The sequence below is a fragment of the Parapedobacter tibetensis genome (assembly GCF_024704835.1).
In the GTDB taxonomy this organism is placed as follows: domain Bacteria; phylum Bacteroidota; class Bacteroidia; order Sphingobacteriales; family Sphingobacteriaceae; genus Parapedobacter; species Parapedobacter tibetensis.
Map to the genome: position 1 here is coordinate 52,648 of NZ_JAMXBE010000007.1, position 24,863 is coordinate 77,510.

General features: G+C 47.1%; 13 protein-coding genes. All 13 read right to left on the reverse strand.

Annotated elements, in window-relative coordinates; translation table 11 throughout:
• Positions 1-4 precede the first annotated feature (4 nt).
• The 13 genes from NF543_RS13140 to NF543_RS13200 all read right to left on the reverse strand — a co-directional run bounded on the left by NF543_RS13140 (position 5) and on the right by NF543_RS13200 (position 24,655).
• On the reverse strand, positions 5-3,163 hold the full coding sequence (locus NF543_RS13140; RefSeq protein WP_257668599.1) for a DUF6298 domain-containing protein: 3,159 nt from the start codon (positions 3,161-3,163) through the stop codon (positions 5-7).
• Entirely contained in the window at positions 3,163-4,839 is a 1,677-nt protein-coding gene (locus NF543_RS13145) for a polysaccharide lyase (protein ID WP_257668600.1), read from the reverse strand. The genes NF543_RS13140 and NF543_RS13145 overlap by 1 nt, the downstream gene beginning before the upstream one ends.
• Before the next feature lie 29 nt (positions 4,840-4,868).
• On the reverse strand, positions 4,869-6,359 hold the full coding sequence (locus tag NF543_RS13150; RefSeq protein WP_257668601.1) for a pectate lyase family protein: 1,491 nt from the start codon (positions 6,357-6,359) through the stop codon (positions 4,869-4,871).
• Between the two features lie 386 nt (positions 6,360-6,745).
• Positions 6,746-7,195, reverse strand: coding sequence for a hypothetical protein (locus NF543_RS13155; protein ID WP_257668602.1), 450 nt, complete (start codon positions 7,193-7,195; stop codon positions 6,746-6,748).
• A gap of 67 nt (positions 7,196-7,262) precedes the next feature.
• A complete protein-coding gene (locus tag NF543_RS13160) occupies positions 7,263-8,225 on the reverse strand; it encodes a hypothetical protein (RefSeq protein ID WP_257668603.1) in 963 nt (320 codons plus the stop codon).
• A gap of 33 nt (positions 8,226-8,258) precedes the next feature.
• The gene (locus NF543_RS13165; RefSeq protein WP_257668604.1) at positions 8,259-10,169 is read right to left on the reverse strand and encodes a RagB/SusD family nutrient uptake outer membrane protein; all 1,911 of its coding nucleotides are present in this window, start codon (positions 10,167-10,169) and stop codon (positions 8,259-8,261) included.
• Positions 10,170-10,187: 18 nt separating this feature from the next.
• Positions 10,188-13,400: a SusC/RagA family TonB-linked outer membrane protein gene (locus tag NF543_RS13170; RefSeq protein WP_257668605.1), complete on the reverse strand. Its 3,213-nt coding sequence runs from the start codon at positions 13,398-13,400 to the stop codon at positions 10,188-10,190.
• A gap of 148 nt (positions 13,401-13,548) precedes the next feature.
• Complete coding sequence (locus NF543_RS13175) at positions 13,549-15,150, reverse strand: DUF5123 domain-containing protein (RefSeq protein WP_257668606.1); 1,602 nt, start codon at positions 15,148-15,150, stop codon at positions 13,549-13,551.
• Between the two features lie 115 nt (positions 15,151-15,265).
• Positions 15,266-18,697, reverse strand: coding sequence for a DUF3826 domain-containing protein (locus NF543_RS13180; protein ID WP_257668607.1), 3,432 nt, complete (start codon positions 18,695-18,697; stop codon positions 15,266-15,268).
• Between the two features lie 10 nt (positions 18,698-18,707).
• Positions 18,708-19,109 (reverse strand): carboxypeptidase-like regulatory domain-containing protein, encoded by a 402-nt coding sequence (locus tag NF543_RS13185; protein ID WP_257668608.1) that lies wholly within the window; start codon positions 19,107-19,109, stop codon positions 18,708-18,710.
• A gap of 198 nt (positions 19,110-19,307) precedes the next feature.
• A complete protein-coding gene (locus NF543_RS13190; RefSeq protein WP_257668609.1) occupies positions 19,308-19,979 on the reverse strand; it encodes a DUF3826 domain-containing protein in 672 nt (223 codons plus the stop codon).
• Positions 19,980-20,246: 267 nt separating this feature from the next.
• Positions 20,247-23,078, reverse strand: coding sequence for a glycoside hydrolase family 95 protein (locus NF543_RS13195; protein WP_257668610.1), 2,832 nt, complete (start codon positions 23,076-23,078; stop codon positions 20,247-20,249).
• The gene (locus NF543_RS13200; protein WP_257668611.1) at positions 23,075-24,655 is read right to left on the reverse strand and encodes a glycoside hydrolase family 28 protein; all 1,581 of its coding nucleotides are present in this window, start codon (positions 24,653-24,655) and stop codon (positions 23,075-23,077) included. Before NF543_RS13200 ends, NF543_RS13195 begins: the two co-directional genes overlap by 4 nt.
• Positions 24,656-24,863 lie beyond the last annotated feature (208 nt).

Here is a 24,863-nt window from a genome sequence, read left to right on the forward strand (position 1 = left end):
CTCCTTATTGTTCTTCAATCCATATTACAGTATCACGGTTATCAGTTGCCGAGAAATGGTGCTTTTCTCCTCCCGGCATCTTATCCGTACGGATGATTTTTCCATCTTTTGGATCAATCCATACAACGCGGTAATCACCCTGATATGGGGTGAGATCTACCGTCATTGACATGTTCGGAGTGAGAAAATACAATCCCGTTCCATTGCGCCCCTCAAGTATATATGCTGGTTCATTTCCGCTCTGCTTTTTAGGTTTCATCTCCAGTACACTCCTCCATAAATCTTCAGGTACCTCTTTTGGCAAATTCACCAATGAACCCCCTCCCATCAACGCGCTCCAGCCATGGGCATCGGCATTTGAAGCGGAAAAAACAACGGCTTTATCCGGATACGCCGTCCGGTATTCAAGCACCGCCCGATACACGGATTCAAAGGATACTTTACCCGGCTTCTGTAGTCGGGCATGTTGCCTAGGAGCCAGGTGCTTACCCCCTTCAGGGGCATAGGTTTCTCCGTCACTTTGCTCATGCCAATAGCGGATATCAATAATATCAATCCATTTCGCCCGCATAGGATCGTTAAGTATAGCATCCTGTACATCCTTGGTCGTACTCAATCCTACCAGCACATCACGTCCTTTTTCTTCCTCCCACTCCTTGATGACATCAAGCCAAAATTCCACGAAATGCAGTGGACCGGTAAACTCTGCACCTATTGAATGAAGCACATTGATATTATTGCTAAAATTGGCTAAGCATTGACGGATATAAGCCCGGTGAATTTCCCTGCGCACAGGATGACTCACATCATAAAACTGTTCGTCCATGAAAATCCGTTTGTCACCCGCATAATTAGGTGGTTCAGGAAAACCAACATCATTGATGTTATTAGCCGTCCGCCAAGGAAAATCTGCGTAATGCGCTCCCGCCTCTAAAATATTGTGTTGGAAGTAATGCTGGTGGATCAATATCAATCCCGCCGTATCAGCAATGTCAGTAAATCGACGCAACCTGTTCCAATACCAACTATTGTATTGTGTAAGGTCATACTTGCTCAGTCCATCCCACGCCGTCCCTTTTCCACTGCGGGCGAAAGGAAGCTCATAAAACGGCGCCCATGCATCCGCATCCATCCGGCGTACCCGTTGATGGTCATCGCGCCGCCTGTCATACCACAGTCCGTAGTTGTGATCTATGGCAATGATGTTTTCCTTCACCATCCACGATGCAACTTCTTCCAGGTTGTCTGTATAGCCGGTTCCTGTATGCCCTGGAACAAACCGGGTAAGATGAGGTGTGGCTTTGGCTACCTCGGGTTTTCTAAGACTGCCTCTCCACCACATGACGTTGTGTCGTTTACCGGCAACTATCTTGTCATCGATGGTCAACCACCCCTGTTTAAGCTGCAATGGATTTTGCTGGATGGACTGCGGCGACGTTTGGTCTGTCGCCAAATCATTTGCATTCAATAGACCTCCAGTCAGTTGAACTGAAATGGGCCGCTGGGAACTAGCGCTATCGATCCATGAATAGAGCGAAATTGCTGGCTCATAAGCCATTTTCGTCAGTTCAGCGGCTCTTTCAGCAGTTGGGCTGCTGGAAGTTTCCCCTTCCATCGGCGATAGGAAACTACGTTCCCATACCTCGGTTCCGATTCGATCCGCCAACTGTGCATAATACAAACTCCGCGGTTTGACGTGGGTATCCGATAAGTACCAAGAGCCATCCCCTGCATAACGGGCCCAGGTACCGAATGCCCAATTGTTAGCCCCTGGAGGGCGATAGCAATCAATCCGTGCGGCACTGCATTGCCAGATGACGCTATTAGCCCCTGTCCATCCTGTACCTTGGGCTTCCGGCCCACGATTCGGGAAGCCCAAGGCATGCCCGTCAATATTGATCATATCAAACAACACGCCTGACACCCAACTCCCGATCGCACCGCTGTAATTGAAAGGCAAATGCGACTCGCATTGCACAAATGCATTGAGCCCTACGGCTCCATATCCTACTGCAAAATCGTGATAACCGTACTCCGCATAAATACGCTGGAACAATGTCTGTTGCCCCGCCGTAAAAAAGCTGTTTCTACGGTGAGCAGCAATTTCTGAAACCGGGTGAAGGGATTTGCAGTCTTCAACCGTAATACGCTTGGCCGTCTCACGCAACATGACAGCCGACCCTGCAAAATGCCGGAAAGTAACTTGCCTCACCCAGACATCCATCGCATTTTCGACAAGAATGCCTGTCCAACGATGATCCTCGTCCCTGGGGTTATCATCATCATATGTGGATTTGCACACAAGGTTTTCTATACCGACCTCCGTAATCCGTCCCGACCAATGATAAGTCGTTAGAAACCCTCCTCCATGGCGCTGTTCTATAGCAGTTGTCAACGGTGCGTCCAACACAATTAAACCATCCTTCACATCCACCACCTGCCTGTCCCAACCCATGTCGAATTCCCCCGCTTTCCATCCCAGCCAATTGTTGTCACCACCGAATTTTTGCATACCAATTTCGTTGACCCACAATTCGGTAGATGGTCGAGTGACTACAATATAATCCCCTTTCTTTATGTTGTGAGCCGGGGCAAGGGTTAACTCCATGGTATTCACCGGGACATATTCATCCACAATGGTGCATGGCGTTTCATTGAGCGTCCGATCATCCAAGCCCGCAACAGTGATTAATGTTTCCCTGCTCTTACCGGTACCGAGCAATACGGTACCACCTTCATGCATACCACTACCTCTCAGCACTACGCCCGAAGCACCAATACGGAGGCTTCCAGCCAGCTGATAAGTTCCGGGTTCCAACAAGACCGCTCCACGAAATCCGTGTTCATCGATCGGTAACTGGCTCACATAGTCAATAGCTGCCTGTATGCGCTTGCTCGCGTCTTCGCCATCTGCCATTAACGGGACGTGAACTTTGACCGGTACATGCGGAATTGCAGTCAATCCGGCCTGATAACCTGCATATGAAAAATCCGGAATCCGATTTCCAAGGGAGTCTGCGGTATATACCAATGTTCCTGACTGAGATACCGTTAGCGGCACCCCGGTTTCTTGTGCATAAGCACAAAAGAGCAAAGCCTTGCCGGAAAAAACTCCGGCAAAGCTCAACATTAAACAAACTAACCAATTAAACTCTTTCTTCATTAATTGCCCCCTATAGCTGTTAATGGGGGAACAACCGTACTTTCATCCACCAAACTATTTAAATAATTTTCAATATGGGTATATCCATTAGCTGTATACTGCGACGCATCCGATGGGTCATTGGGATCCAACCCATTCTTGACCTCCCAATCATTCGGTATACCATCGCTGTCCGTGTCTTTATAAGGAACGCCTGTATAACCAGGATATCCACCCACTTGACTAATATCAGTAATAATACCGATTTTATAGGAATCAGCAGGCAATCGGCGATGTTCAAATTCGTTCTCCGGCAACTGGACATTTTCGGGATACTCTGCTTGCCCACTTCGCACGGTTCTGATGACCCGTTCATCGACAGCATCGCGGTGCGGTAATGTTGCCCCTGCGTTGTTCAGTACATATTCATATGCTGCTTGCGCAGGAATGATGGTAAATACCGGCATTGCGAAAGGTTTTTCCGAACGGATGTAATCCGTATATTCTGCGGCATCGGACAAGGACTCGACTTGCACCCCACCGTCCCAGTTATTCTTGGTAACGCGCTCATTGCCCTCAACGATATTCCCGTCCACATAAGCCCGGCCATAGGTTTTTTCATCTAACTTACTCCTGCCGGACTCAGGCTTAAGTATGCGAAAAGCAAGCCTGGAGTCCATGGGGGTTGCGGGACCGGGTTTATAGTAATTATTGATGATATTGAATTTGGCCATGTAATCACCTCCATCCACATTGCGATGCACCCAGTTGAACAACACGTTATTGGCAAAATTGAATACCCCATTCCATCCTACGGACGGGTTTCGGCCAGCATTGTTTGCCCATAGGTTACGGATGAACGAGCAGTTTTCTCCGCCCAATGTGCTACCAAAGGAATGGTTCCACGTATCCAATGCCTCTGAGAATACGGAGTTTTGGATGGTGATGTTCACCGTACCGAATTTCTTCGGCGCGCTGCCCGTCCCGTCATCATACATGTGCCTGTACATGGACATATTTTCATCCAAGCCCCAACTGGCCGATACATGGTCAATCATGATGTTGCCAATCGGATTGCCGCCAATAGCATCATCGCGACGGCCCACCCAGGTTTCCCCGCGCCGGAAGCGCATGTACCGGATAACCACATCATGCGTGTCTATCCAAACCGTCTCACCTGCGATACAAACCCCATCTCCGGGAGCGGACTGCCCAGCAATGGTAATGTAGGGAGCACGTATGATCAGGGGGCTTTTCAAACGGATGATTCCAGCCACGTTAAATACGATGGTACGGGCGCCACCTTCTTCGCAAGCCCAACGCAATGTGCCCGGCCCACTATCTTCAAGGCTGGTCACCACCAGCACTTTGCCTCCCCTTCCGCCCGGCGTATAGGCACCACCACCTTCCGCGCCGGGGAAGGCCAAAATATCGGCCTGGGGTAAATCATCAGGTCGACTGGCCCAAGGCACATAAGGCCTTTCCCCACGTGCTTCTTCCTGCACAATCGGCCATGCTTTCTCCCAAGCCAAGTCAGACTGGCGCTTTGCAGCTTCCATCAGTGCCTGGGAAGCATCGCTGTCCGCTTGGGGCACTTTGGGGTATTGCGCGAACGCGTCAGAAACCGGCCACCCGATTCCGATGACACAAGCAATTTTCAATATTACGACACAACATCTACCCGTGAGCTCTCTCATAACACCCTTTATTTATTTTATCTGTTTATTTAACTTATTGTATCGACATTGTTGCCAAGATTGCGGTAATCGATTTTCTCTCGAGGATCGGTTCCATTCAGATATTCTTCCACATTGGTATAACCATCGCCATCAGCGTCCTTAGCACCATCGGTAGGGTCATTCGGATCCAAGCCATATTTAATTTCCCATTCGTCCGGCATACCGTCGCCGTCGTTATCCACGGGTATCTGTGCGCGGTCGTAAGTCAGGGTTGGATAACCGCCCACTTCGGCAATATCTTTAATGATACCTGTTTTGGTTGTTGGCTTTCCGGTGCGCACCATTTCTACCACACGGGCATCCACGGCATCACGTTTTGGTAAGGTCGCGCCGGCATTCGCCAATACCGCTTCAAAAGCTTCTTCAGCGGTATGGTGCGGCGCTACTGGCCAGCCTACAAAAGGCGTATTGACACCTGCTGCTTCTTTGGATTCTTCTCCTACAGCGCGTGCATCCTTCAAGCGCATTCCGAGCCAGTTGTTGTTGGTCAAGGCTTCGTTACCATACATTATGTTTCCGGCAACATACCACTTGCCGGGCCGGTCTGCTTCTTTCTTATACCAATCGCCGTCGGCCCATGCGCTACCAGGCGAGTACATGCTACGCTGTTCGATGCGAGCAAATACGTCGCGTATATTATCGTTCGTTGCCGGTCCCGGTTTAAAATAATTATTGATGAGATTGATTTCCGACGTTTCGTCCCCACCGTCTATCGACCGATGGCGCCAGTTAAAGATGACGTTGTTTCGAAAATCGAATGGTCCCGACATCCCTATAGAAGGATTCCGTGCCGTATTGCTGGCAAAAAGATTATGATGAAACGTCGATGGATTTCCTCCCCAAGTGCCACCGAATGCATGTCCTCTGGCATCCAGCGCCTCACTGGAAATCGTCCATTGAATGGTGATATTCTTCGCGGGATCCTTGATTTGTGTACTTCCATCCAAAGAGGGTCTCATGTGTCGGTAAAGTGAAATGTTCTCGTCCATGCCCCAGCTTGTAGAACAATGGTCAATGATGATGTGATGGTCTGGATTACCGCCGATATTATCATCGCCCTGTCCTCCGACGGGTACGCCGCGGCGTACGCGCAGGTGCCGGATAATGACATTGTGCGTGTTGATGTTCAGTGTACTGGCAATACAGATCCCATCACCAGGAGCGGATTGACCTGCGATAGTAATATCTGGATTATCGATATTGAGGTCGCCCTTCACTTTTATCATGCCCGCAACGCGAAACACCACTATACGTGGTCCTTTTGCTGCTAACGCTGCACGGAGGCTTCCCTCTCCGCTATCGTTTAGGTTGGTCACGGCGATCACCTTACCTCCACGGCCCCCGGTAGTAAACATCCCTCCTCCCCATGCTCCTGGAAATGCGGGAATAGCAGCTTCGGGGAGTCTTGGCGGATGTGGAGGTATCTGTCCGGGTTCCGGGTGTCCTGCAGAAGCTCCCTGTTGTGCTTTTGCGTCCATATTCGGGTTTAACAAAGCGAGCAAACACAAACTTGTTACGGAAATTTTATGGAATGTTTTCATTTTTGATTTTTATTTAAACGACAATAAAGATTTATAATACAGCGATCAAGTATCGCATCCGGGCTTACATAAATATCGGCAAAAAAATCCTTCTGTGTTTATAGTATTTTCTCTAGCTTTTGTATCATGTTAGCCCGAGGGGACGGGGGGGCGAATGACACAAAAAATCCGAGCCTGTTGTTGACAGGCTCGGATGAAACCTGATCTTATTGTTCTGTTAATTTTGCGGTTCGCCAGATGTGTGTATATTGGCAACTCTTTAATAACCCGCAACATTGCCAATGCCTACACCAAATCTGTAACACAATTGAGTAGTGCATGGTTTAATAATCAGTAATGTAAAGATGTAAGGCTGGACCACTTGAAGAGGGTTCTTCAATCTCTATATCCTCAGTCAATATAGTATAATATTGAGAATCAACATGAACATAATTGCCCGATTGGGTTCCTGCCGACCAGTTAAAGTATAGACCATAATGAGGAATGGAGTGAGACGGCCATAAAGATATCGAGACCCGATAATTACCCGGAGGTACTTTACCTAGCCTGTATGTATTGGGCTCATCATACTGGGGATTTATTGTGTCGAAAAAATAATCTTCACTAATATCCTTGTTATAAAACTCCACGTTGAATGTTACGTAGCTGAGATATCCCCCATAGGTCAACCATACTGGGACACCATTAGGATCACTCTGTGCTTTAACTTTTCCAGTAAATGAAAACACTGCAAACACGACTGCCAGTGTCAAAAAGATTGTTGATTTTTTCATTATTGATTGATTTTAGATTTATGAATTAAACTATTTACAATATGATACATACTTCTTTTCCAGTCATCTACTTCTGAATTTTTATATCTACACTCACGTAATGCCGACCTTGCTGATCTCGTGTCGCCTGGTTGACGTACATTGCTCCGTATTTCCCTTCCGGGGTTTGGAAATACATCATACTTGCTGCAGCAAGCCCTTGCGTGTATTGTATCCCATCGGTTTGTTCCCGGTTAATAGCTTGATTTGAAGCCTGTTCTCCGATCCTACTTGACGACACCAACGTACGGGTAAACGTGGTATATGCATTCGAAGCTGTTATGGGAGCGCTAAATTTAGTTTCTCGTTTGGTCCAGCCAGAAACATCGTAGTACGGTACCGGATACTCATCCACAGTCAACGCGTATAAATTATACACCAAAAAAGTAGAGTATTGTGGCCTGTTATCAAATATCGTATCAATTCCGAAGTCAATCTGATCAGAAAAAGCAGCAGCTTCATTATAGCTATATGTCTGCCCAGTACTAAAGGACAAGAAACTCGGACTATCTTCTCCCTCCACAGGTGCATATAACTTTCTGTCCGCGAAAAGCGTATAGCTAGGCGCTCCATCCACCGTGATCGACGTATACCCGTCACCTATATACACATTCTTATCATTCTTGGCATAAAAACGGAAAGTCATCTTCCCATCGCGCTGCATCTTAAACTTCCGAACCCCGGAATAGGAGCGACGCTCTGATTCGGTTGTTAGTATTTCTCGCTGCGAATAGGTTCCGGTACCGTTCGTGCTATCCACAACGATCGCCATCATGTCTTCATGTGCCGAGGTGATCGTAAAATAAATATGTACACTATCACCATCATTGACGACCGCATCTTCCACAATAGCGTACTGGCTGTGATTGTGAAAGGTTACCTTAACATCATCAAACATCGTAAATATACTATCCGACTCCACTTTACAGGTGCTAAAGGCCAGTAGTGCGCAAAAAAACGGAAGGATTCTTTTAATATTTATCTTCTTCATCATTAATTATTTAAATCAATTATCAACATCCTCTTAATCATCTAGGGGGTCAAAGGTTCCACCTTCCCAGCCGATAGTCGTTTCGATATTCACCCCCCTACGGACAAAGTCATTGTGGAAAGTGTAGAAATTATGATACTCTGGAATATTCATCGCCCGGAAACCCGTTTGTTGAGGCACAATGTAATGCGGTTGAAAATATTCCAAATACAAATCCCGGTCATTCAAATCCAAGCCGTCGCGAAATGGTTCGCCTGTTTCCGGATCAATTGCCTCCAACTCGTTAATCTTTGCCGTCCGATCAGCACCAGTTTCACCCGCTACTTGCACTTGATAAACCTCTAAGAATTCCCCGGTTAGCTTATGCCAGTTTCGCGTACGTCGCAGATCGGCATTGCGTTTATTTTCAAAGGCAAATTCCACCATACGTTCGTTAAGTAATAAGTCCCGCATTTGCTCAATACTGGCAATATTCCCCAAACCGTAATCATTACTTCCCTGCTCAATACCGGCGCGTTGGCGAATTTGACGCACCATATCCTTAGCCGTGGCCATATCACCGGTTTCATTCGCACAATCCGCCAAGTTCAACATCACTTCTGCAAAACGCATTTCGATCCAGTCCATACCGCTACCACCAATTCCATCGGAATAAGGCACAGACGCTTCCGCTAAGCCCGGCGTGGTAAACTTCTTACAATAAACAGCCCAATTTGCACTTTCCGCACGACCATTATTCGTTGCTCCCTCGTAATTCCATTGTCTGCGTCCTTGCTTATTGCTCAATACCCAAACACTGCCGTTATATGCCATCGTAGCCTCAAAACGAGGATCGCGATCTCTCCAAAACAACACATCATCATAGCCATAATTACCCGCTTCATCAATGCGATTACCATCTTTCATCGGGTAGGCGCGGAGCAATTTCACTGTGGCGCGGTACCCATTATGCGGCCCGGAATTCTGGTTCTCAGAACGCGGACGTGATCTCCGTTCTTCATCATGTCCACGACGTTGACGCGTACTCGAATAAGGGCGGGAAATCAAGGTTTCCGTATTTGCGGAGCCCTGAATGCGAAAGATCTCCGCATAGTCCTCGATAAGACGCTTCCCAGCAGCTAAGCCAATATCATAAGCGTCTTTATTCGCCGTCAGCGCCTCCTGCCAACGCGACACGTCGTAGGGATGCTTCGGATCGTCCAACGGATTGAACTGAGGACTTGCCCAGTACAATAAGGCTTTTCCTTTTAGTGCCGCAGCTGCAGCATAAGTAATCCGTCCCCAATCATCTCCACCCCAAGTTACGCCTTCCAGGTACTGCATCGCATGATTCAGGTCATCCACGATTTGTGCGAAACAGGCTCTAGCACTGGAACGGCCGTCGGTCATGACAGCATCAGGGTCCTGCGGCTCCAGCACCAAGGGCACACCACCATACACCTTGACCAATTCCAGATAGACCATAGCACGCAAGGCATAGTACTGCCCCAGCAATGGAAACTTCGTCTCATCAGGGATGGTACTTTCAGGCAGGTATTTTATCCCATTATTACAACGGGCTATATCCATATAGCGATTATCTAGATAATTTTGATTATAACTATTCCCTGTATATCGCACATCGTGATTAATCAGGGCGTTGCCAGCAATCCCTAGAGCCTGAGCACCAAAGCTTCCGTTCGATGCGAAAAAATGTTCGTCGCTAACCAGGTGTATATCGAAACGGGAAGGTACCGTCTGCCAAGGAAACCGAGGAATAATCAACTCATAAGCTTTATTCAGATGCATATTCACAGCACCTTCTGTATTCCATAACCCCTCGGCATCCAATCCTCCCCTATCGGGCAGGATAAAGAAATCGTCGTTATTACAGGAAAACAAGAAAGTAGCCGACAAGGTCACCAAAAAGCCTTTTCTTAGCCTGTTATATAAATTCTTTTTCATGTCTATTCTTATTAAATCTTATAAACTCGCACTTAAACCCACTGAAATTGTTCTGATCGTTGGGTAATTATATACTCCAGACGAGTATGGATCCTTATAGCTAAAAGGGTTCACTAAGGTCCAGAGGTTATTACCCGTCAAGAGGATACGCCCACTACCCAAACCTATACGACGAGCGACGTTCGACGGAATCGAGTAGCTTAAGGTCACGTTGTTCACCCGGATGGTTGTTCCATTTAGCGCCCATATATCGGCATTGTCGTTAATCAAAGGATCATCTGCCCGCGGATATTTCCCATTCATCGGATCCTCCGGTGTCCAGCGATCCCGCCAAAAAATTGGCACATTCGTATCCGGCTCCGGCTTCGACCGCGCTCGGCTATCCACGAAGACCTTACCCCCGAAACGTGCCATAATATTGGTTCTGAGACTAAAGTTTTTATACCCCACACCTAGGTTAATTCCTGTAGAAAACCTTGGGGATATGCGATCGAATAATACTACGTTATCGTTAAAGTTAACCACGCCATCACCATTCGTGTCTTCATAGATCATCCAACCCACTTGCGGCACGTTTCCGTTAATCGTATAGTTTGGATTCTCCGCAAGAAAAGCGTCTACCTGTTCCTGCGTACGGAACATTCCCTGGGTACGGAATCCAACATTACTGTTGATATATTTTCGAGGATCCACCCCAAAACTGGTTCCCAACCAATTACCACTAGAGCGATCCGTTTCAATGAGGTTGTTTTCATTGTAGAGCATTTTCGTAACGACGGAATTTCCCCAGCCGAAGTTCATCCCCGCATTGATGCTCCAGTCTTCGGCTATTTTTGTATTATAGCCGATAGTGAACTCTGAGCCCCAGTTATAAGCTTCCCGATAATTGATGACCGGCGCGATTAAGCCGGAATACAGCGGGTTGGTTTCATTTGCGCCCCGATCGAAACCATCGAACGTTTTGTTCTGGAAGAACTCCATCCCGATGTTCAGTTTATTATTCCACATGGTGGATTCTATTCCGAAGTTAAAAGAGCGCCTTTTCTCCCAAGTGATATTTAGGTTTGGATAAGATTGAGGATTCATGCCAACACCATAGTTATTATCTCCGAACATATAGCCATTGTTGAGGTCTATGGCATAGCGTTCCTGCCAAAGGCGTTCATTCACCCGGTCATCCCCTGTAATCCCCCAATTTACTTTCAGCTTTAGATGATTCACAAAGGAAATATTATCCCTGAAGAAATTCTCCTGACTGACAATCCAGCCCGCACCTACACTTGGCGACCAGCCCCAACGATCCCCTCGGGCAAAGTTAGAAGAGGCATCCAGACGTGCCACCACCTGCAGCATGTATTTTTTCTTATAGTCATAACTCAACCGTCCGAAACCAGATCGTTTGGTAGTTTTTCCAATTGTACGACCATTCAATTGCATGAGGTTTGCATCAAACGCCCAAAAATCCGTATTGCCGGGAATCAATTGGTTATCCCAACGTACACCTAAGAGTTCATTATTCGATACCGTTTGTTCCCCCCCGACAACTACGCCTAAAGTATGATCGGCGAAGGTATTGTTGTAAGATAAGGTAACGAAGCCTTGATATCCTCCGTTGTTTGACAAAGTTGAGGTTAAATTAGCACTAGCTTCCGGCACTACCCATGTATATGGTGTATCTCCGTCCTCTAGGGAGCTCGAAAATAGTTGATTGTTATTCCCCATCCGGACGAAGTTCCATAGTTGATAAGGAGCGGTATATTGTTCTCCGCTGTAGTTCCCTCCACGTTGCGAGACCTGAAATTTCGCATTAAAGCCCTTCAGAAAAGAAGGCTCCCAGGTTAAACTGGCATTAATGCTATAATCCTGCGATTTTCGGCTTTCCAGGTATCCGGAATTCAGAATGGCCAAAGGATTGCTTCCTCTACCGGCGATATTCACCGGAAGACCGTCAATATATATAGGCACCCAGTCGGGAGTCGATATCATTGTCGAATAAAAATCGGCATCCGTTTCGTTGCCCAGTTGATTCTGACTTTCCCGTAAATTATGATTGATGTTAAAAGCGATATCCGCTTTCAATCCATCCACAATGGTCGTCGTCAAGCCACTCCGCAAGGAGTACTTATCATTTTTCATTCCGGCATAGTTGGCATTTTGATTTTGAAAACTTCCACCGACAAAGAAGGTCGTTCGCTCGCCTCCGCCGGAGATGCTCAGGTTGTGCCGCTGCATAATCGCCGGTTTCCAGAGCTGATCGTACCAGCTATCCACATCCAGTCCTCGGATATACGCCAAATCCTCTTCCGAAAACATATTGCTCGCTGGGGCATTGCCTACGAAATAGCTTTCGTTCAGGAATTCCGCCAGCTCATAAGCCGAAAGAAAATCCGGTCTACGAGCCGCATCGGTAAGGCCGAGATAACCATTGTAGGAAATACTAGGTTTTCCTTGCTTCCCGCGCTTGGTAGTAACAAGCACAACTCCTTTCGCACCAGCTGCACCATAAATAGCCGCCGAAGCATCTTTCAGGAAGGTAATATTTTCCACCATGGATGGGTCCAGCCCATCAAACACATCGCTAGACACCGTGATTCCATCCACAATATAAAGAGGTTCGGATGTTGATCCGATGTTTGCGCCTTGCTGACTGGTAGATGCGCCTCGGATATTCAGAGAAATCCGTGCGCCAGGTCGGCCGGAGGCTTCACTTACCCCTACTCCGGCAATCTGGTTCCGCAAAGCACCAGCAATATTTGGCGCCGGGATATCCATCAGCTCCTCTCCTGTAATTGTCGCCACGGAACCCACAATTTCAGAACGCTTCTGGGTGCCGTATCCTGTTACAATGACTTCGTCAATCGCATCGCTGGGCTTCAGTTCGATAGTAATACCTGTCATTCCGGCTACGTTTACTTCATACACTTGATAGCCTACATAACTAACGATTATGTAGGGGTTTCCCGGTGGTACATTAATGCGGAAGACTCCGTCTACATCAGTTTGTACACCCGATTTCGTTCCTTTTATCAACACCGTAGCACCCACCACGGGCTTGCCGTCCTGATCCAGGACTTTTCCTGTAACATTAACAAGTGCGTCGACTTTGTTCAACACCAACATTTCCTTTTCAATTGAAGCAAACCCTGTCACGGGAACCGCAAGCATGGAAGCGACAATTATATTTCGTGCCCCTCGCAGAAAAGCAACAGGCAATTCAGCACGACTTTTCATATAGTTCATATTAAGTTTATACATTCAAAAAATAGGTTTTATAAGGGGTCTCCCTCTGTTTTAAAAATGGTTTAAGAAGCCTGCCTGCACTGCGAAAACAGGCTTCATTTAACTAATTAACCCTAAAAAAACGTATACCCCTTTGTTTTTAATATCTCCAACGCGGATCGCCCACGGTATACAATTCTTCATCTTTAACGGTAAAGTCTCCGTTGTCTGGCGCCGCAAAGACCTGGGCGGAAGATTTAGAATAGGAACTCACACCGGAAATCAAATCACCGTCGTAGTCGTTGGTCGCAAAGGTGTTGGAAATTCCACGGAGCGGCGTTCCACTTGCGCGGAAAGATCTGGCTCCCGAGGTTGCCCCAAACAAGCTATTCTGGATAGTCACACCTCCTCCTATTGAAACGTTATTGTAGTCAAAAATATATCCGCCTCGAGGAGCGCCGTAGAAAGTTACGTTTTCAATCGTAATGGATTGTCCGTTTGTTCTACTTCTCAGCACCAACTCCGCGTTGTTGACGGTGCTATTGGTCAATCGGAGGTGACTTGCGGTAGCCGCGGTATTATCCACATTGATTACGCCATAGTTGCCGATATTTTGCACGATACTGTTGTTTATCGTAATTTCGTCAATAAGAACCGTATTGCTACTTTTAACTCGCACTGCCCCTCGATGGTCAGAAATCAAACAATTCTCAAGGACGAGTTTACCAATATTCCCGCCATTTCCGACATTCAATACATAAGTCGACGAGACATCTCCGATCATCTCCAAATCATTGAACACGATGGAGTCGATATCGCTTCCTTCCTCAATATCCAGTGATGACGCGAACTCGAGGCGCGCCGGTGCACTGAAACCAGGTTCACTTATGATCGTTACGGAACGATTTAACGCGAACAGGTCCGGGAACGTATAGACTGACCCACGTGCCAATACTACGGTACTTCCGTTCGGTATGGTGTTCAGGGTATTTCGTAATGCTGCGGGATCTCCGCTGGATGCCCGTAAATCGACAACCATGCTGAGGTCATTGATGCCCCGCTTGGTTCTAAACGACGCGGTCCCCATGCTCCGTTCGCCGGCAAAGAGCTGTAACTCGTAAGCCTGGTTAGACGTCAATTCCTCTAAGGTTATAGTCCTGCTCGTATTGCCTGCCAGACTGACCTCCTGCCCTTCCAATTCACCAGCTTCCTTCCATATCAAGTGGGTAACTTCATGCTCTCCGTCAGTCCCCCAACGCAGGATGGCGCTTTTATCGGTTACTTCATGGTTTTTGACCGTTCGCAATATTGAGATTTCCGGCACTTCGTCCAGGATAAAAAACTCGGCACTTTCCATCCAGGCGGAACGTGCTTCGTTCGATCCAGCAATAGATCGGACCCGCGCAAAATAAACCTGCAGGGGAACCAATTGTTCTTCATTAAAATGGACAAATGATGAATCTGTTTCTAAGGTCAATACCTCTTTGCTTTGATCCTCATACGTGGGGTCTAAGGAAACGTTAACCTCATACCGTACGGCAGGTTTATTTTCCCCTTCCCAACCGGTTAGGGCTTTGCGCCATGTCAGGGTGATGGCGGTATCTAAATTGACAAATTCGATTGCACCAACCATTTTCGTAATACTCGAAGGCTGATGCGTCGCGTCTTTCTTACACGAATAAATCGACGTTATCAAAAGTGCCAAAATCCCTATTCGGCAAAACGGAATCCTATGGCTTACAAACTTTTTTAATCTCATCATTTCTTAGGTTTTTTTTAATTCAAACTACTACTGTTTAAGTTTACTGGTAACACGTTGTTTGTTTATATTATCACTGACCTGATATACCTGGTATAGCGGCAACCACTTTCATTCGCTACGATCCACTTTGTTGCACCATATCGGCCATTCCTTTTTTCACGATCCCGATCTGTCGCTCACTAAGCCATTCGGATAGTTTGCTTAGGTACCGAGCTTGTTGCGCCTCGAACTTCGCCTTGCTCGTTGTCTCCAATGCGGCAACTCGTTCATCCACTTGGCCGTTTTCAGGTCCGGAAGCGTTTGCGATCGCCAATAGGCTGTCCCGTTCGACCTGAATGCCTTCGATTCGCTGATACTGGTGTGCAATTAAATTTCTCACCCTTTCTTTCACCGCGCTGTTTTCAAGGGCTAAGGTTGCTACAATCCGGTTGGAGGCCTCGATAGCAAGCGTGGTGTCGTCCTTCTTGCGTCGCTCGGCCCAGTCATTACCCAGCTGTTTCAGATCGTATCCTTCTTTCGACAAATAATTCGCAATTTTACCTTTGTATTTCCCGAACCAGGCATGTTTCTCATCAGACGAACCCCCATCCATGGCCAGCTCCCTAGCCTCTTTCAATAAAAACAGCATGGTATCTTTTTGCCGCTCTGTGAGGTAGGGTATCATCAACTGATAGTTTTCAAATGTGAGCGGCACCACGCGATAGGTTATGCCATCTTTGACCGATTCAATCTGTGATTCATCAAGTTCAACCGCAAGCTTATCCAAGAAGGTTTGATGAAGTTGTGATACCGCGCTTTCTGCGTCGCGTTTTATGCGATCCGCGTTATCGGGTCTGCGCTCCAGGGCGTTATCCCGCTTGGTGTGGATACGGTTCAGGCCGATATACTGGTCGGCCACAAGATCCGTTACCCGCTGTGCTTTCCCCTCGTCATTAATTCCCATTTGATTTACGATCTTTGCCGCGCGCCCACGGGCAACTTCTTCATAGGCAGGATCAACCTGCAAGTGATTCTGTTCCGGATTCTGGTCAACCCAACTAGCGATATTAACCGTTCGCGTCATATCATGTCCCGCACTGTCAGAAACATTGAATTCGAAGGAACACAACCCCTTTCCAGCCGGCGTAAACTCAACAACCCCGTCAGTTACTGATCCCGAACCGTTAATGAAATTAGCAACCGAAAAGGACGCATGGTCACCAAATCCACGGGCGAGCTCCCTGACATTAATATATACCGTATCACCATTCGCTGAACGATAATGTGGCATTGCCATCCATTCCAGGTAGTCCTCTAGGTTTGTAAACCCGTCTCCATCGGGATCTCCATTTGCATCGACGAAATCTCCCGGTGCCGAATTCGGATTCAAGCCATGCATTTCTTCCCACCAATCGGGCAACCCGTCCCGGTCACTGTCCCAGTTTTCTTCTCGAGCGACCTCGGGGTATGTTTCAAAGCCTCCGGAATCTGCCTCATCATCTGGGAATCCTGCCTTATTGGTCTTGCTTCCCCGTAAGGAAAACGTGCCGGTCAACGTTTCATGAACTATTCGGGTATCGTGCGCATCAAAGAAAGGCTGGTTGGCGCCGACATCCGAAAGCACCATTTTATACGCATGTGCGGCAGGTTGCGTCGTCACCGGCGCCTCAAAAAATGGCGCGTCGACGAATGTTTCATATTTTTTGGTAGCGCCGTTGCTATATTGCGCGCGTCGACCTACCTCTTGGTTGGTTTCATCAAACACACCGGGAACCACATTTCCAGTAAAATAACACTGCTGGGTACCGTGGCCGATATTTTCATGCTGCATGGTAAAAATCTCCGGGAGCCGCTTGGTTCCCGCACCAGGTTTATAATAATTATTCACAAAGTTCACTTCGTGGGCTCCTCCGTCTGTTGCCCTGCTACCCCAGTTATAAACCACATTGTTTCGGATATCCAGTTTACCTGCCAGGTTATTATTCGCGTCAAGTTGTCCACCCAAACTCCAATTCCGTCCATAGCAATGCGCCAGTAAATTGTGATGGAAGCTACCCATGTTACCGCCAATGGTGGCCGCATAGCCGTGTTCGTTCCCTTCGGGATAATTTTTATGGTTCGCTGAATTTAATGCCTCCGAGATCAGCGTGCGTTGCAGGGTAATGTTTTTCGCACCCCTTGAACTGAAAGCCTCATCAATCGTCCAACTGATTGAACAATGATCCATGATGGAGTGATCGCCGTTCATGCCCATACCATCGGCAGTAGGTCCAGCGCCCAACCTTAATCTTATAAATCGAACGATCGCGTCATCCGCACCGATTCCAAATGGAGCTGAACGGATACAGATTCCTTTACCCGGGGCGGTCTGACCGGCAATCGTCACATATCGGTCGCTCAATACCAACCTGGATTCGAGGTGTATTACCCCACCCACGTTAAACACAATCGTCCTTGGTCCCACCTCGTTGGTTACTGCCGCTCTCAAGCTACCCGGGCCACTATCGTTGAGATTATCTACATAGACCACTTTTCCTCCCCGTCCTCCTCTTGCGAATCTTCCAAAACCTTCCGCATCCGGAAAAGCCAATTGTGCGGTCCTGAACTTCCATGTGCTTCCTTTATGTACCTCATTATCACTGACCACTTCGTCTATCCGCCAATAATAACTATCCATACTATGGAGATCTGTTGCGGTATAGGTCGTATCCGATCTGGATTGATTCCCCACAAAGAATGGCGAATTACGGTCGGCCGTCGTGATACCCATCGAGTCCGTTCCAAAATAAATATCGTGCGAATTCGCTATCGGTGCCCCCTGCCAGGTCAGTGTATAGTCTCCTCCAAGCGGCACATCAAGGTATTCATCTCCCGTTACCGGATCGACCGCCCGGGCAAGATTCGACACATCTACGGCATTGAGGTGAAATCCATTGATGATTACCTTCTTTACCGGCTGTTCCCCCGATAGCTCCGCGCTGAACGAAATGACGACATCCTCACCCCCCGCTACGTCTAATTGCAGTTCCGTGTTTGCAATTTCGGTAATCTTTTCCAGACGGACCGTAGGCACCAGACCATCCACGGCAAGTTGATTATTGACATAGATATCCATCGGGCAGACATTCTCCGGGATAAGATTATCGGTCATGTTATGAAATGTCCTCAAGGAATGTTGTCCGGCCGGCAACCCTTTTATAATGAGGTCGATAGACACCCGTCCTACAACATCTTCATGGTTCACCGAAATCCCATCATTCGTAAACTTTGCTTCGTCATGACCAGCCTGTACAGATGCCTTGTAGTAAGTCGGTGCGAGCTGTTCTCCCTCGGATCCCTTCCTCACAATAAAAGTAATCCCATTGTACATGACGGTGTCGGCGGTGGGTCTACCCACTACCCACTGAACATAGGTGGGATTTGGGAATTCGAACTCGACCTCTTGTCGCGGTCTACCGCTCATGTTAAAGTCTACCTTCACCACAGGCAACGCATCCTGGGCATAAAGACCGCCAACCAGCCAGATTTCGGTTATAAAAAACAAGAGCAAATATCCTGCATTTTTCATTTTATTTTCATTAAACGGCTACCATATTTCCACAAGCCGCGTCAACAGGACCAAACGCATTCAACATAAAAAAGCAACCACCTCGTACGTCCATAAAGTCCGTTGTGCTGTACTCAAAGGCGTTGGAGCCGCTTGCTTCGGGATTGCCGGTTTGGGCAAACCACTTGATCCGAAATACTCCATTTTCATCTGTGGCCGTACACGTATTTGTCCCCTTGATCGTTACGGTAACCCCAGCCAACGGTTCGCCTCGTTCATTTTTTACCGTACCCGTAATGTTGACAAACAGCGTCCGCGAATCATTTGCTTTCGCTAGGGCTGGTGGCGGGTTCAGTATCAAGGCAAGCATGCATATTAAGCCGACTGCCCGCTTGATAGCCCCATATAAAGCCTTATTGTTAAAAATTGACATAAACTTTAGATAAATTTGGTTTATAATCCCATCTGGCCCCAAAAACGCAGATGTACAGCCCAGATGGACATTCACTGTACAACTATACGGTTTTTCATTACCTGTAAAGTATTATCATGATCCTCCCCTTTTTACGGTTATTAATTGGCTATTTTGGTCTTCATAATTCCAGTTTACCGGTGGAAATTCCACCTAACGCTACCCTTTCTGCCGCCCCCTCAATTTGGCCTCCCAAACCCGCCGGGCTTCTTCTGTCTCCATCCCCTCTGCCGATAAATAGTTGTTTATTTTTCCTTTATACTTTCCAAAAACCGCATGTTTTTCTTTTGACGAACCTTTATCCATGGCTATTTCTCTAGCCTCTTTCAGGTATTCCCATAGCTGCAATTTTTGACGTTCCGTAAGCGTAGGCAACATCTCCAAGTAATTTCGGTACGTTATCGGCATCACATAATAGGTTAGCCCATCTTTCACTCTATCTATTTTCTGTTCGTCAATTTGCTTGGCCAACTTATTTAAAAAGCTGTGGTGTAGTTCGGAAACCCTTTTTTCGGTGTGGCTTTCAAGTTCCTCGATTTTCTTTTCAAGCACTTTCTTATCTTCACTGTAACGTTCTCGAAGCTGTGCTTTTTCTTGGTCTCTGTGGTCATGGACCTGATTGAGTTGTATATATTGATTGGCAATAATCTGCTGCACTGCACGGGCTTCTGCGCTATCGTTTATGGCTAAACTATCCACAATTTTTTTTGCGCGCTCGTTTACCACACGGGTATATTCATCCGTTACCTGGTTGTCTTGGGCCTGCAAGCTACCTGACAGGATAATCAGAAAAAATAGTATACCATGAAAAGAAGAACGTAAATTATTCATGCCATTTGTTCTTATTATAGATATAAAGAAATATGATGTCGTTTTAACACTTAAAAAAGTATGCAGACACAGATATCACCAATATCCAATAAAATTTAAACTAGCTGTAATAGCTTATAATTGTCAACCATACGATTGTATCACAAAGTTACTTGGTCAGTCTCTGTTATTTCTATATTTTTTTACCTTCATCATATAGGATATTACCATCGCCATTACCTAGCATTACTACCCAATTGAAAATTTTGCTCAAAACTTCACGTCATCCTACTGCAAGTTCAATTTGGCATCCAGTACATAGGTCTTTCCTTTTTCCGTTTCAAGCCGGACCATTTTATCCCCGTACTTGATGGATACGGGATGCCCACTGATGGAATTGACAACCAACTTAGTCAATTTGGTCGCTTCCCATTCCAAATCGACGATAAATCCCCCTCGTGCGCGGATTCCACTTACCTGACCTGTAGCCAATTGTGTTGGCAAAGCAGGTAATATCGCTAGGTATCTCGTGTGGCTCTGCAAAAGCATTTCCACAATACCCGCTGTCCCTCCAAAATTACCATCGATCTGAAATGGTGGATGAGCATCCAGCATATTGGGATAAGATCCTCCACCCTCGTGGGCAGGCGCCATGAGCATGCTGATTAATTTATAGGTTCTATCAGCATCTTTAAACCGTGCCCAGAGGTTTATCTTCCATGCTAGGCTCCATCCGGTACCTTCATCTCCTCGCATCAGCAACGATTTTCGTGCGGCCTCCATCAGGGTTGAGTTGTCCTCCCAATTAATCTCATCTCCCGGGTGAACTGCCCACAAATGCGATACATGCCGGTGTGTATTTTCAGGGTCATCCACATCTTCCAGCCATTCCTGAAGCTGCCCATATTGTCCAATATGATCGGGTGCTACCTTGCTCAAAAGAATTTGTAAATCGGCAGCCCATTTCTGGTCCTTTTCCAATAATTGTGCTGATCTGATACAATTGGTAAACAATGACCGAATCAGTTGATGATCCATGGCAGGCCCTGCTACCAATCCACCGTTTTCCGGGGAGTTTGATGGTGTGCTGATCAAATAACCCGTCTTGGGATCTTCCACCAAAACAGCTTGGTAAAACCGAGCTGCCTCCTTCATCAATGGGTAGGCTCGTTCCCGGAGAAAAGCGGTGTCATTGGTAAATCGATACCGCTCCCATAAATGGAAGCAGAACCAGGCCGGGGCTCCCAACCAAATCCCATGGTTTGCATGGTTTATGGGCGCTGTGCCCCGCCATAGATCGGTATTGTGATGGATTACCCATCCCGGCGCATCGTAATGGATGGCGGCTGTTTTTCTCCCTTGACTTGCAGCATCATCGATCAAGTCAAAGAACGGTTCATGCAACTGGGATAACCCTGTCAATTCAGCCGGCCAGTAATTCATTTCCGCATTGATATTTGTCGTGTATTTACTTCCCCAAGGGGGAGTCATTAATTCATTCCATATCCCCTGTAGATTGGCTGCTTGGGTTCCCGGCCGTGAACAGGAAATCAAGAGATACCGGCCGTATTGTGCATATAAGGCAACCAAATCTGGGTCGCCATGTGCTGCAAAACGTTCAATCCGCTCATCGGTTGGCAAGTCATTCGACGCACCATTCCCAAACCGTATGGAAAAGGTATTGAAATAATGTTGGTAATCAGTGATATGTCCTTGGCGGACCTCGGGAAACATATCGCCAGTCAAGCTCATCAACGTTTCTCGACAACGGGCATGTGGGTCGCCGGAAGTATCCTCATAGGTCACAAAATTGGTTGCAGCGGCGAGATAAATGATCACTTCATCTGCACCCGATACCTCAATCTGACCATCGGTTACCTGTTGTTTACCCTTTTTGGTATACACCGAAAGCATACTTGTTCCTCGTAAGGCGCCATGCTTTACTTGCAGTGATAATCCCAACGTATGGTTGTCAATCTTGGTGGTATGTGAATTAACATGGGGACTGTACAGGGAAGCATTGCATGAAATGGCCGCAGGCTTGTCAGCTGTCAACCTTACCACCAGTACGTTGGCTGGATGGCTTACAAAATACTCCCGGGTATACTGGATTCCTTCTGAGCGATAGAAAACCGTGGAAATCGCATTGTTGATATCCAATACTCTCCGATAATCCTGGACATCTTTAGGTTCACCGAAATCGAGAAGCAAGTCCGAAAAGGGTTGGTAGTCTGCCTGGAATCGCCCCACTTGCGGAGGGTTCTCATCCTGGATAACATACGTCCAACGGGTCGGCAGTGCCACACCTTGTTTAGCTGAGGTTCCTACTGGATAGATTGCCAATGGAACAGTGGCATCATTATACCCTACGAAGCCCCCTTTATCGTAATAATTGATGACCTGTACCGCTAGGTAATTCGTCCCCACATTAAGGGTACCTGCCGGTATGTGGTACTTCCTGCCTTCATTGGCTCCCTCCATCGAACCAATCAACTCACCGTTGAGGTAGGTAAAATCACGGTCGCGAATTTTCCCTAAATCAAGTATAAGGTCTTGTTTGACCAATTCAGCTGTAAGCTGGAAACTGTTTCGGAACCAAACGGCACCATCCAACCCTTCTATCCCCTGTATTCCACTCACCTCCCATCCACCGTGTGTGGGCAGTACCATTTCGCGCCAATGGGAATCATCAAACTCCGGTTGGAATCGTTCTCTTAGTTCCGGCCCTAACTGTCTCACTTGATTGAACCAAGCCATACGATCGCCTTCAGCTGATAGCTGCCCCATAAAGTGGTTGGATGCCATTTTTTCTGCTTCCCGCTGTTTACCTTCTTGCAGAAGCTTCCTGATTTTGGGCAGGTAAGTGCTGGCACCAGGGTGGTTGTAATCCCTTGGTCCCCCACTCCACAGGGTCTCTTCGTTAAACTGTATCCGCTCGTTAGCTACACCCCCAAATACCATGGCCCCAATCCGACCATTACCTATTGGAAGGGCCTCATTCCAATTATCGGCAGGACTGTCATACCATAGCACCCGTTGCGGTGTCGACCCTGATTGAGCCAAAGCGCTAGCCACACCAAGAAATATATACACTCCAATGACTATGCTTATCCGGTTCATTTAGCTTTATCTTGATCGTAGTCCAATACTTCAGCACCATCCATTATCACTATTTTTTCGGAGGCATGGCCCAAGTTATTATTCTTCAGCACCACGCCCTTGGTGGTGGATCCTTCCACCTGCAAATAAATTGAAGTGCCATTCGCTGCCGACGCCCCATGGATAAACACATCTTGCACATCCGTAAGCTGCAATACCGGCGTAGATGGATGGGCCACTGGTGTCTTGACTCCGGAAATCTCCATACCCCTCACCGAACTGGCCGTCACCGACGGACCCTCTTCGGTGGTAATGCGTACACCAATCAGATCCACTTGGATAGCATGGCGGATGAATGCGCCCGTTTTCGCTTGGATATTGACATCATAAAAGGATACATCGGCTATCGGCATCTCCTCCAATCCATCCAATACAATGGCTTCGTTTCCCTGTGCGGTGATATTACTGAAATGGATATTCCGGAATACCGGCGTACGCTCCGAAATAGGCTCAGGCTCGGTTTCAGCATATTGCATACTCAGCACGATAACCTGTTCTTTGATATCCCGCATTATGATGTTGCTCATCCGTATACCCGCTACCACACCACCACGTCCCCTCGCGGTTTTGATCCGTAGCCCCCGGTGTGTCCCATCAAATATGCAGTTGTCAATAACAATATTTTTTACGCCACCTGACATTTCACTTCCGATGACCACCCCGCCGTGCCCACGAAGCATGGTGCAGTTCGTAATGGTGTAGTTTTCGGCTGGAGCGGCCGCATGCCTTCCCGATCGGTCCTTCCCCGATTTAATGGTGATGCAGTCGTCCCCGACGGAAATATGGCAGTTCGCAATGCGCACGTTGCGGCAGGATTCCGGATTGATACCATCGGTATTGGGAGATGGTGGATTGTAAATGGTGACACCATGGATGTTGACATTTTCGCAATATTGGGGATTCAGTGTCCAGAAAGGGGAATTCGTAATGGTAATACCCTCCACCAATACATTCTTGCAGTGCATAAATTGAATAAATGGCGGTCTTAAAAACCCCTTTTCAATCCATCCGGGGACATCCGGATGCAGGACATCTTTATTGTTCCTGAAAAATTCTTCTTGCCAATGGGACAATGGTTCGGAAGCATCCGTGCCATAAATGCGCTCGAAGAAATACTGCCACCATTTTTTGCCATTCCCATTCAAACTCCCCCGCCCTGTTATGGCGATATTTTCTGCACCATTGGCATAGATGAGTGGGGAAAAATTGACGACATCGGTTCCTTCCCATCTGCTGGGCACCATAGGCAGGTAATGGTCAAAATCATCGCTGAAATGTAATTCGGCACCAGCTTCTAAGTGCAGGGTAATATTGCTTTGGAGGTGGATTGGCCCGGTCAAATATTTCCCAGCAGGGAAATAGACCGTTCCTCCTCCGGCAACAAAAGCCTCGTTGATAGCCCGCCTAATCGCGTCTGAGGCGATCATGGTGCTATCATTCTTGGCACCATAGTCTAATACATTATACGGATTGTGATTATCGGCGTGAGATGCGGTAAACCATATGATAATCCATAAGATCAATACTGCTGTTTTCATCTAATTATTTTTCTTTTATCGGTTGATGAGAGCTCGATGTAAATAATTGTTGCCCTGTGCGTCAATATTATTATTTACATCTCGGTTTCATACCTCAAGTAATTCTTATTTTGGTAAACCAGCTTAAAATGGGATTCACCAATCAACCGATATGGGTGTTAATTTCTCGCNCCTCAAGTAATTCTTATTTTGGTAAACCAGCTTAAAA

Excerpts from the sequence above, each read along its gene's own strand:
- NF543_RS13165 (WP_257668604.1), bottom strand. The coding sequence starts at position 10,169 with ATGAAAAAGAATTTATATAACAGGCTAAGAAAAGGCTTTTTGGTGACC.
- NF543_RS13200 (WP_257668611.1), bottom strand. The coding sequence starts at position 24,655 with ATGAAAACAGCAGTATTGATCTTATGGATTATCATATGGTTTACCGCA.
- NF543_RS13195 (WP_257668610.1), bottom strand. The coding sequence starts at position 23,078 with ATGAACCGGATAAGCATAGTCATTGGAGTGTATATATTTCTTGGTGTG.
- NF543_RS13145 (WP_257668600.1), bottom strand. The coding sequence starts at position 4,839 with ATGAGAGAGCTCACGGGTAGATGTTGTGTCGTAATATTGAAAATTGCT.
- NF543_RS13160 (WP_257668603.1), bottom strand. The coding sequence starts at position 8,225 with ATGAAGAAGATAAATATTAAAAGAATCCTTCCGTTTTTTTGCGCACTA.
- NF543_RS13190 (WP_257668609.1), bottom strand. The coding sequence starts at position 19,979 with ATGAATAATTTACGTTCTTCTTTTCATGGTATACTATTTTTTCTGATT.
- NF543_RS13140 (WP_257668599.1), bottom strand. The coding sequence starts at position 3,163 with ATGAAGAAAGAGTTTAATTGGTTAGTTTGTTTAATGTTGAGCTTTGCC.
- NF543_RS13170 (WP_257668605.1), bottom strand. The coding sequence starts at position 13,400 with ATGAAAAGTCGTGCTGAATTGCCTGTTGCTTTTCTGCGAGGGGCACGA.
- NF543_RS13155 (WP_257668602.1), bottom strand. The coding sequence starts at position 7,195 with ATGAAAAAATCAACAATCTTTTTGACACTGGCAGTCGTGTTTGCAGTG.
- NF543_RS13150 (WP_257668601.1), bottom strand. The coding sequence starts at position 6,359 with ATGGACGCAAAAGCACAACAGGGAGCTTCTGCAGGACACCCGGAACCC.
- NF543_RS13180 (WP_257668607.1), bottom strand. The coding sequence starts at position 18,697 with ATGAAAAATGCAGGATATTTGCTCTTGTTTTTTATAACCGAAATCTGG.
- NF543_RS13175 (WP_257668606.1), bottom strand. The coding sequence starts at position 15,150 with ATGATGAGATTAAAAAAGTTTGTAAGCCATAGGATTCCGTTTTGCCGA.
- NF543_RS13185 (WP_257668608.1), bottom strand. The coding sequence starts at position 19,109 with ATGTCAATTTTTAACAATAAGGCTTTATATGGGGCTATCAAGCGGGCA.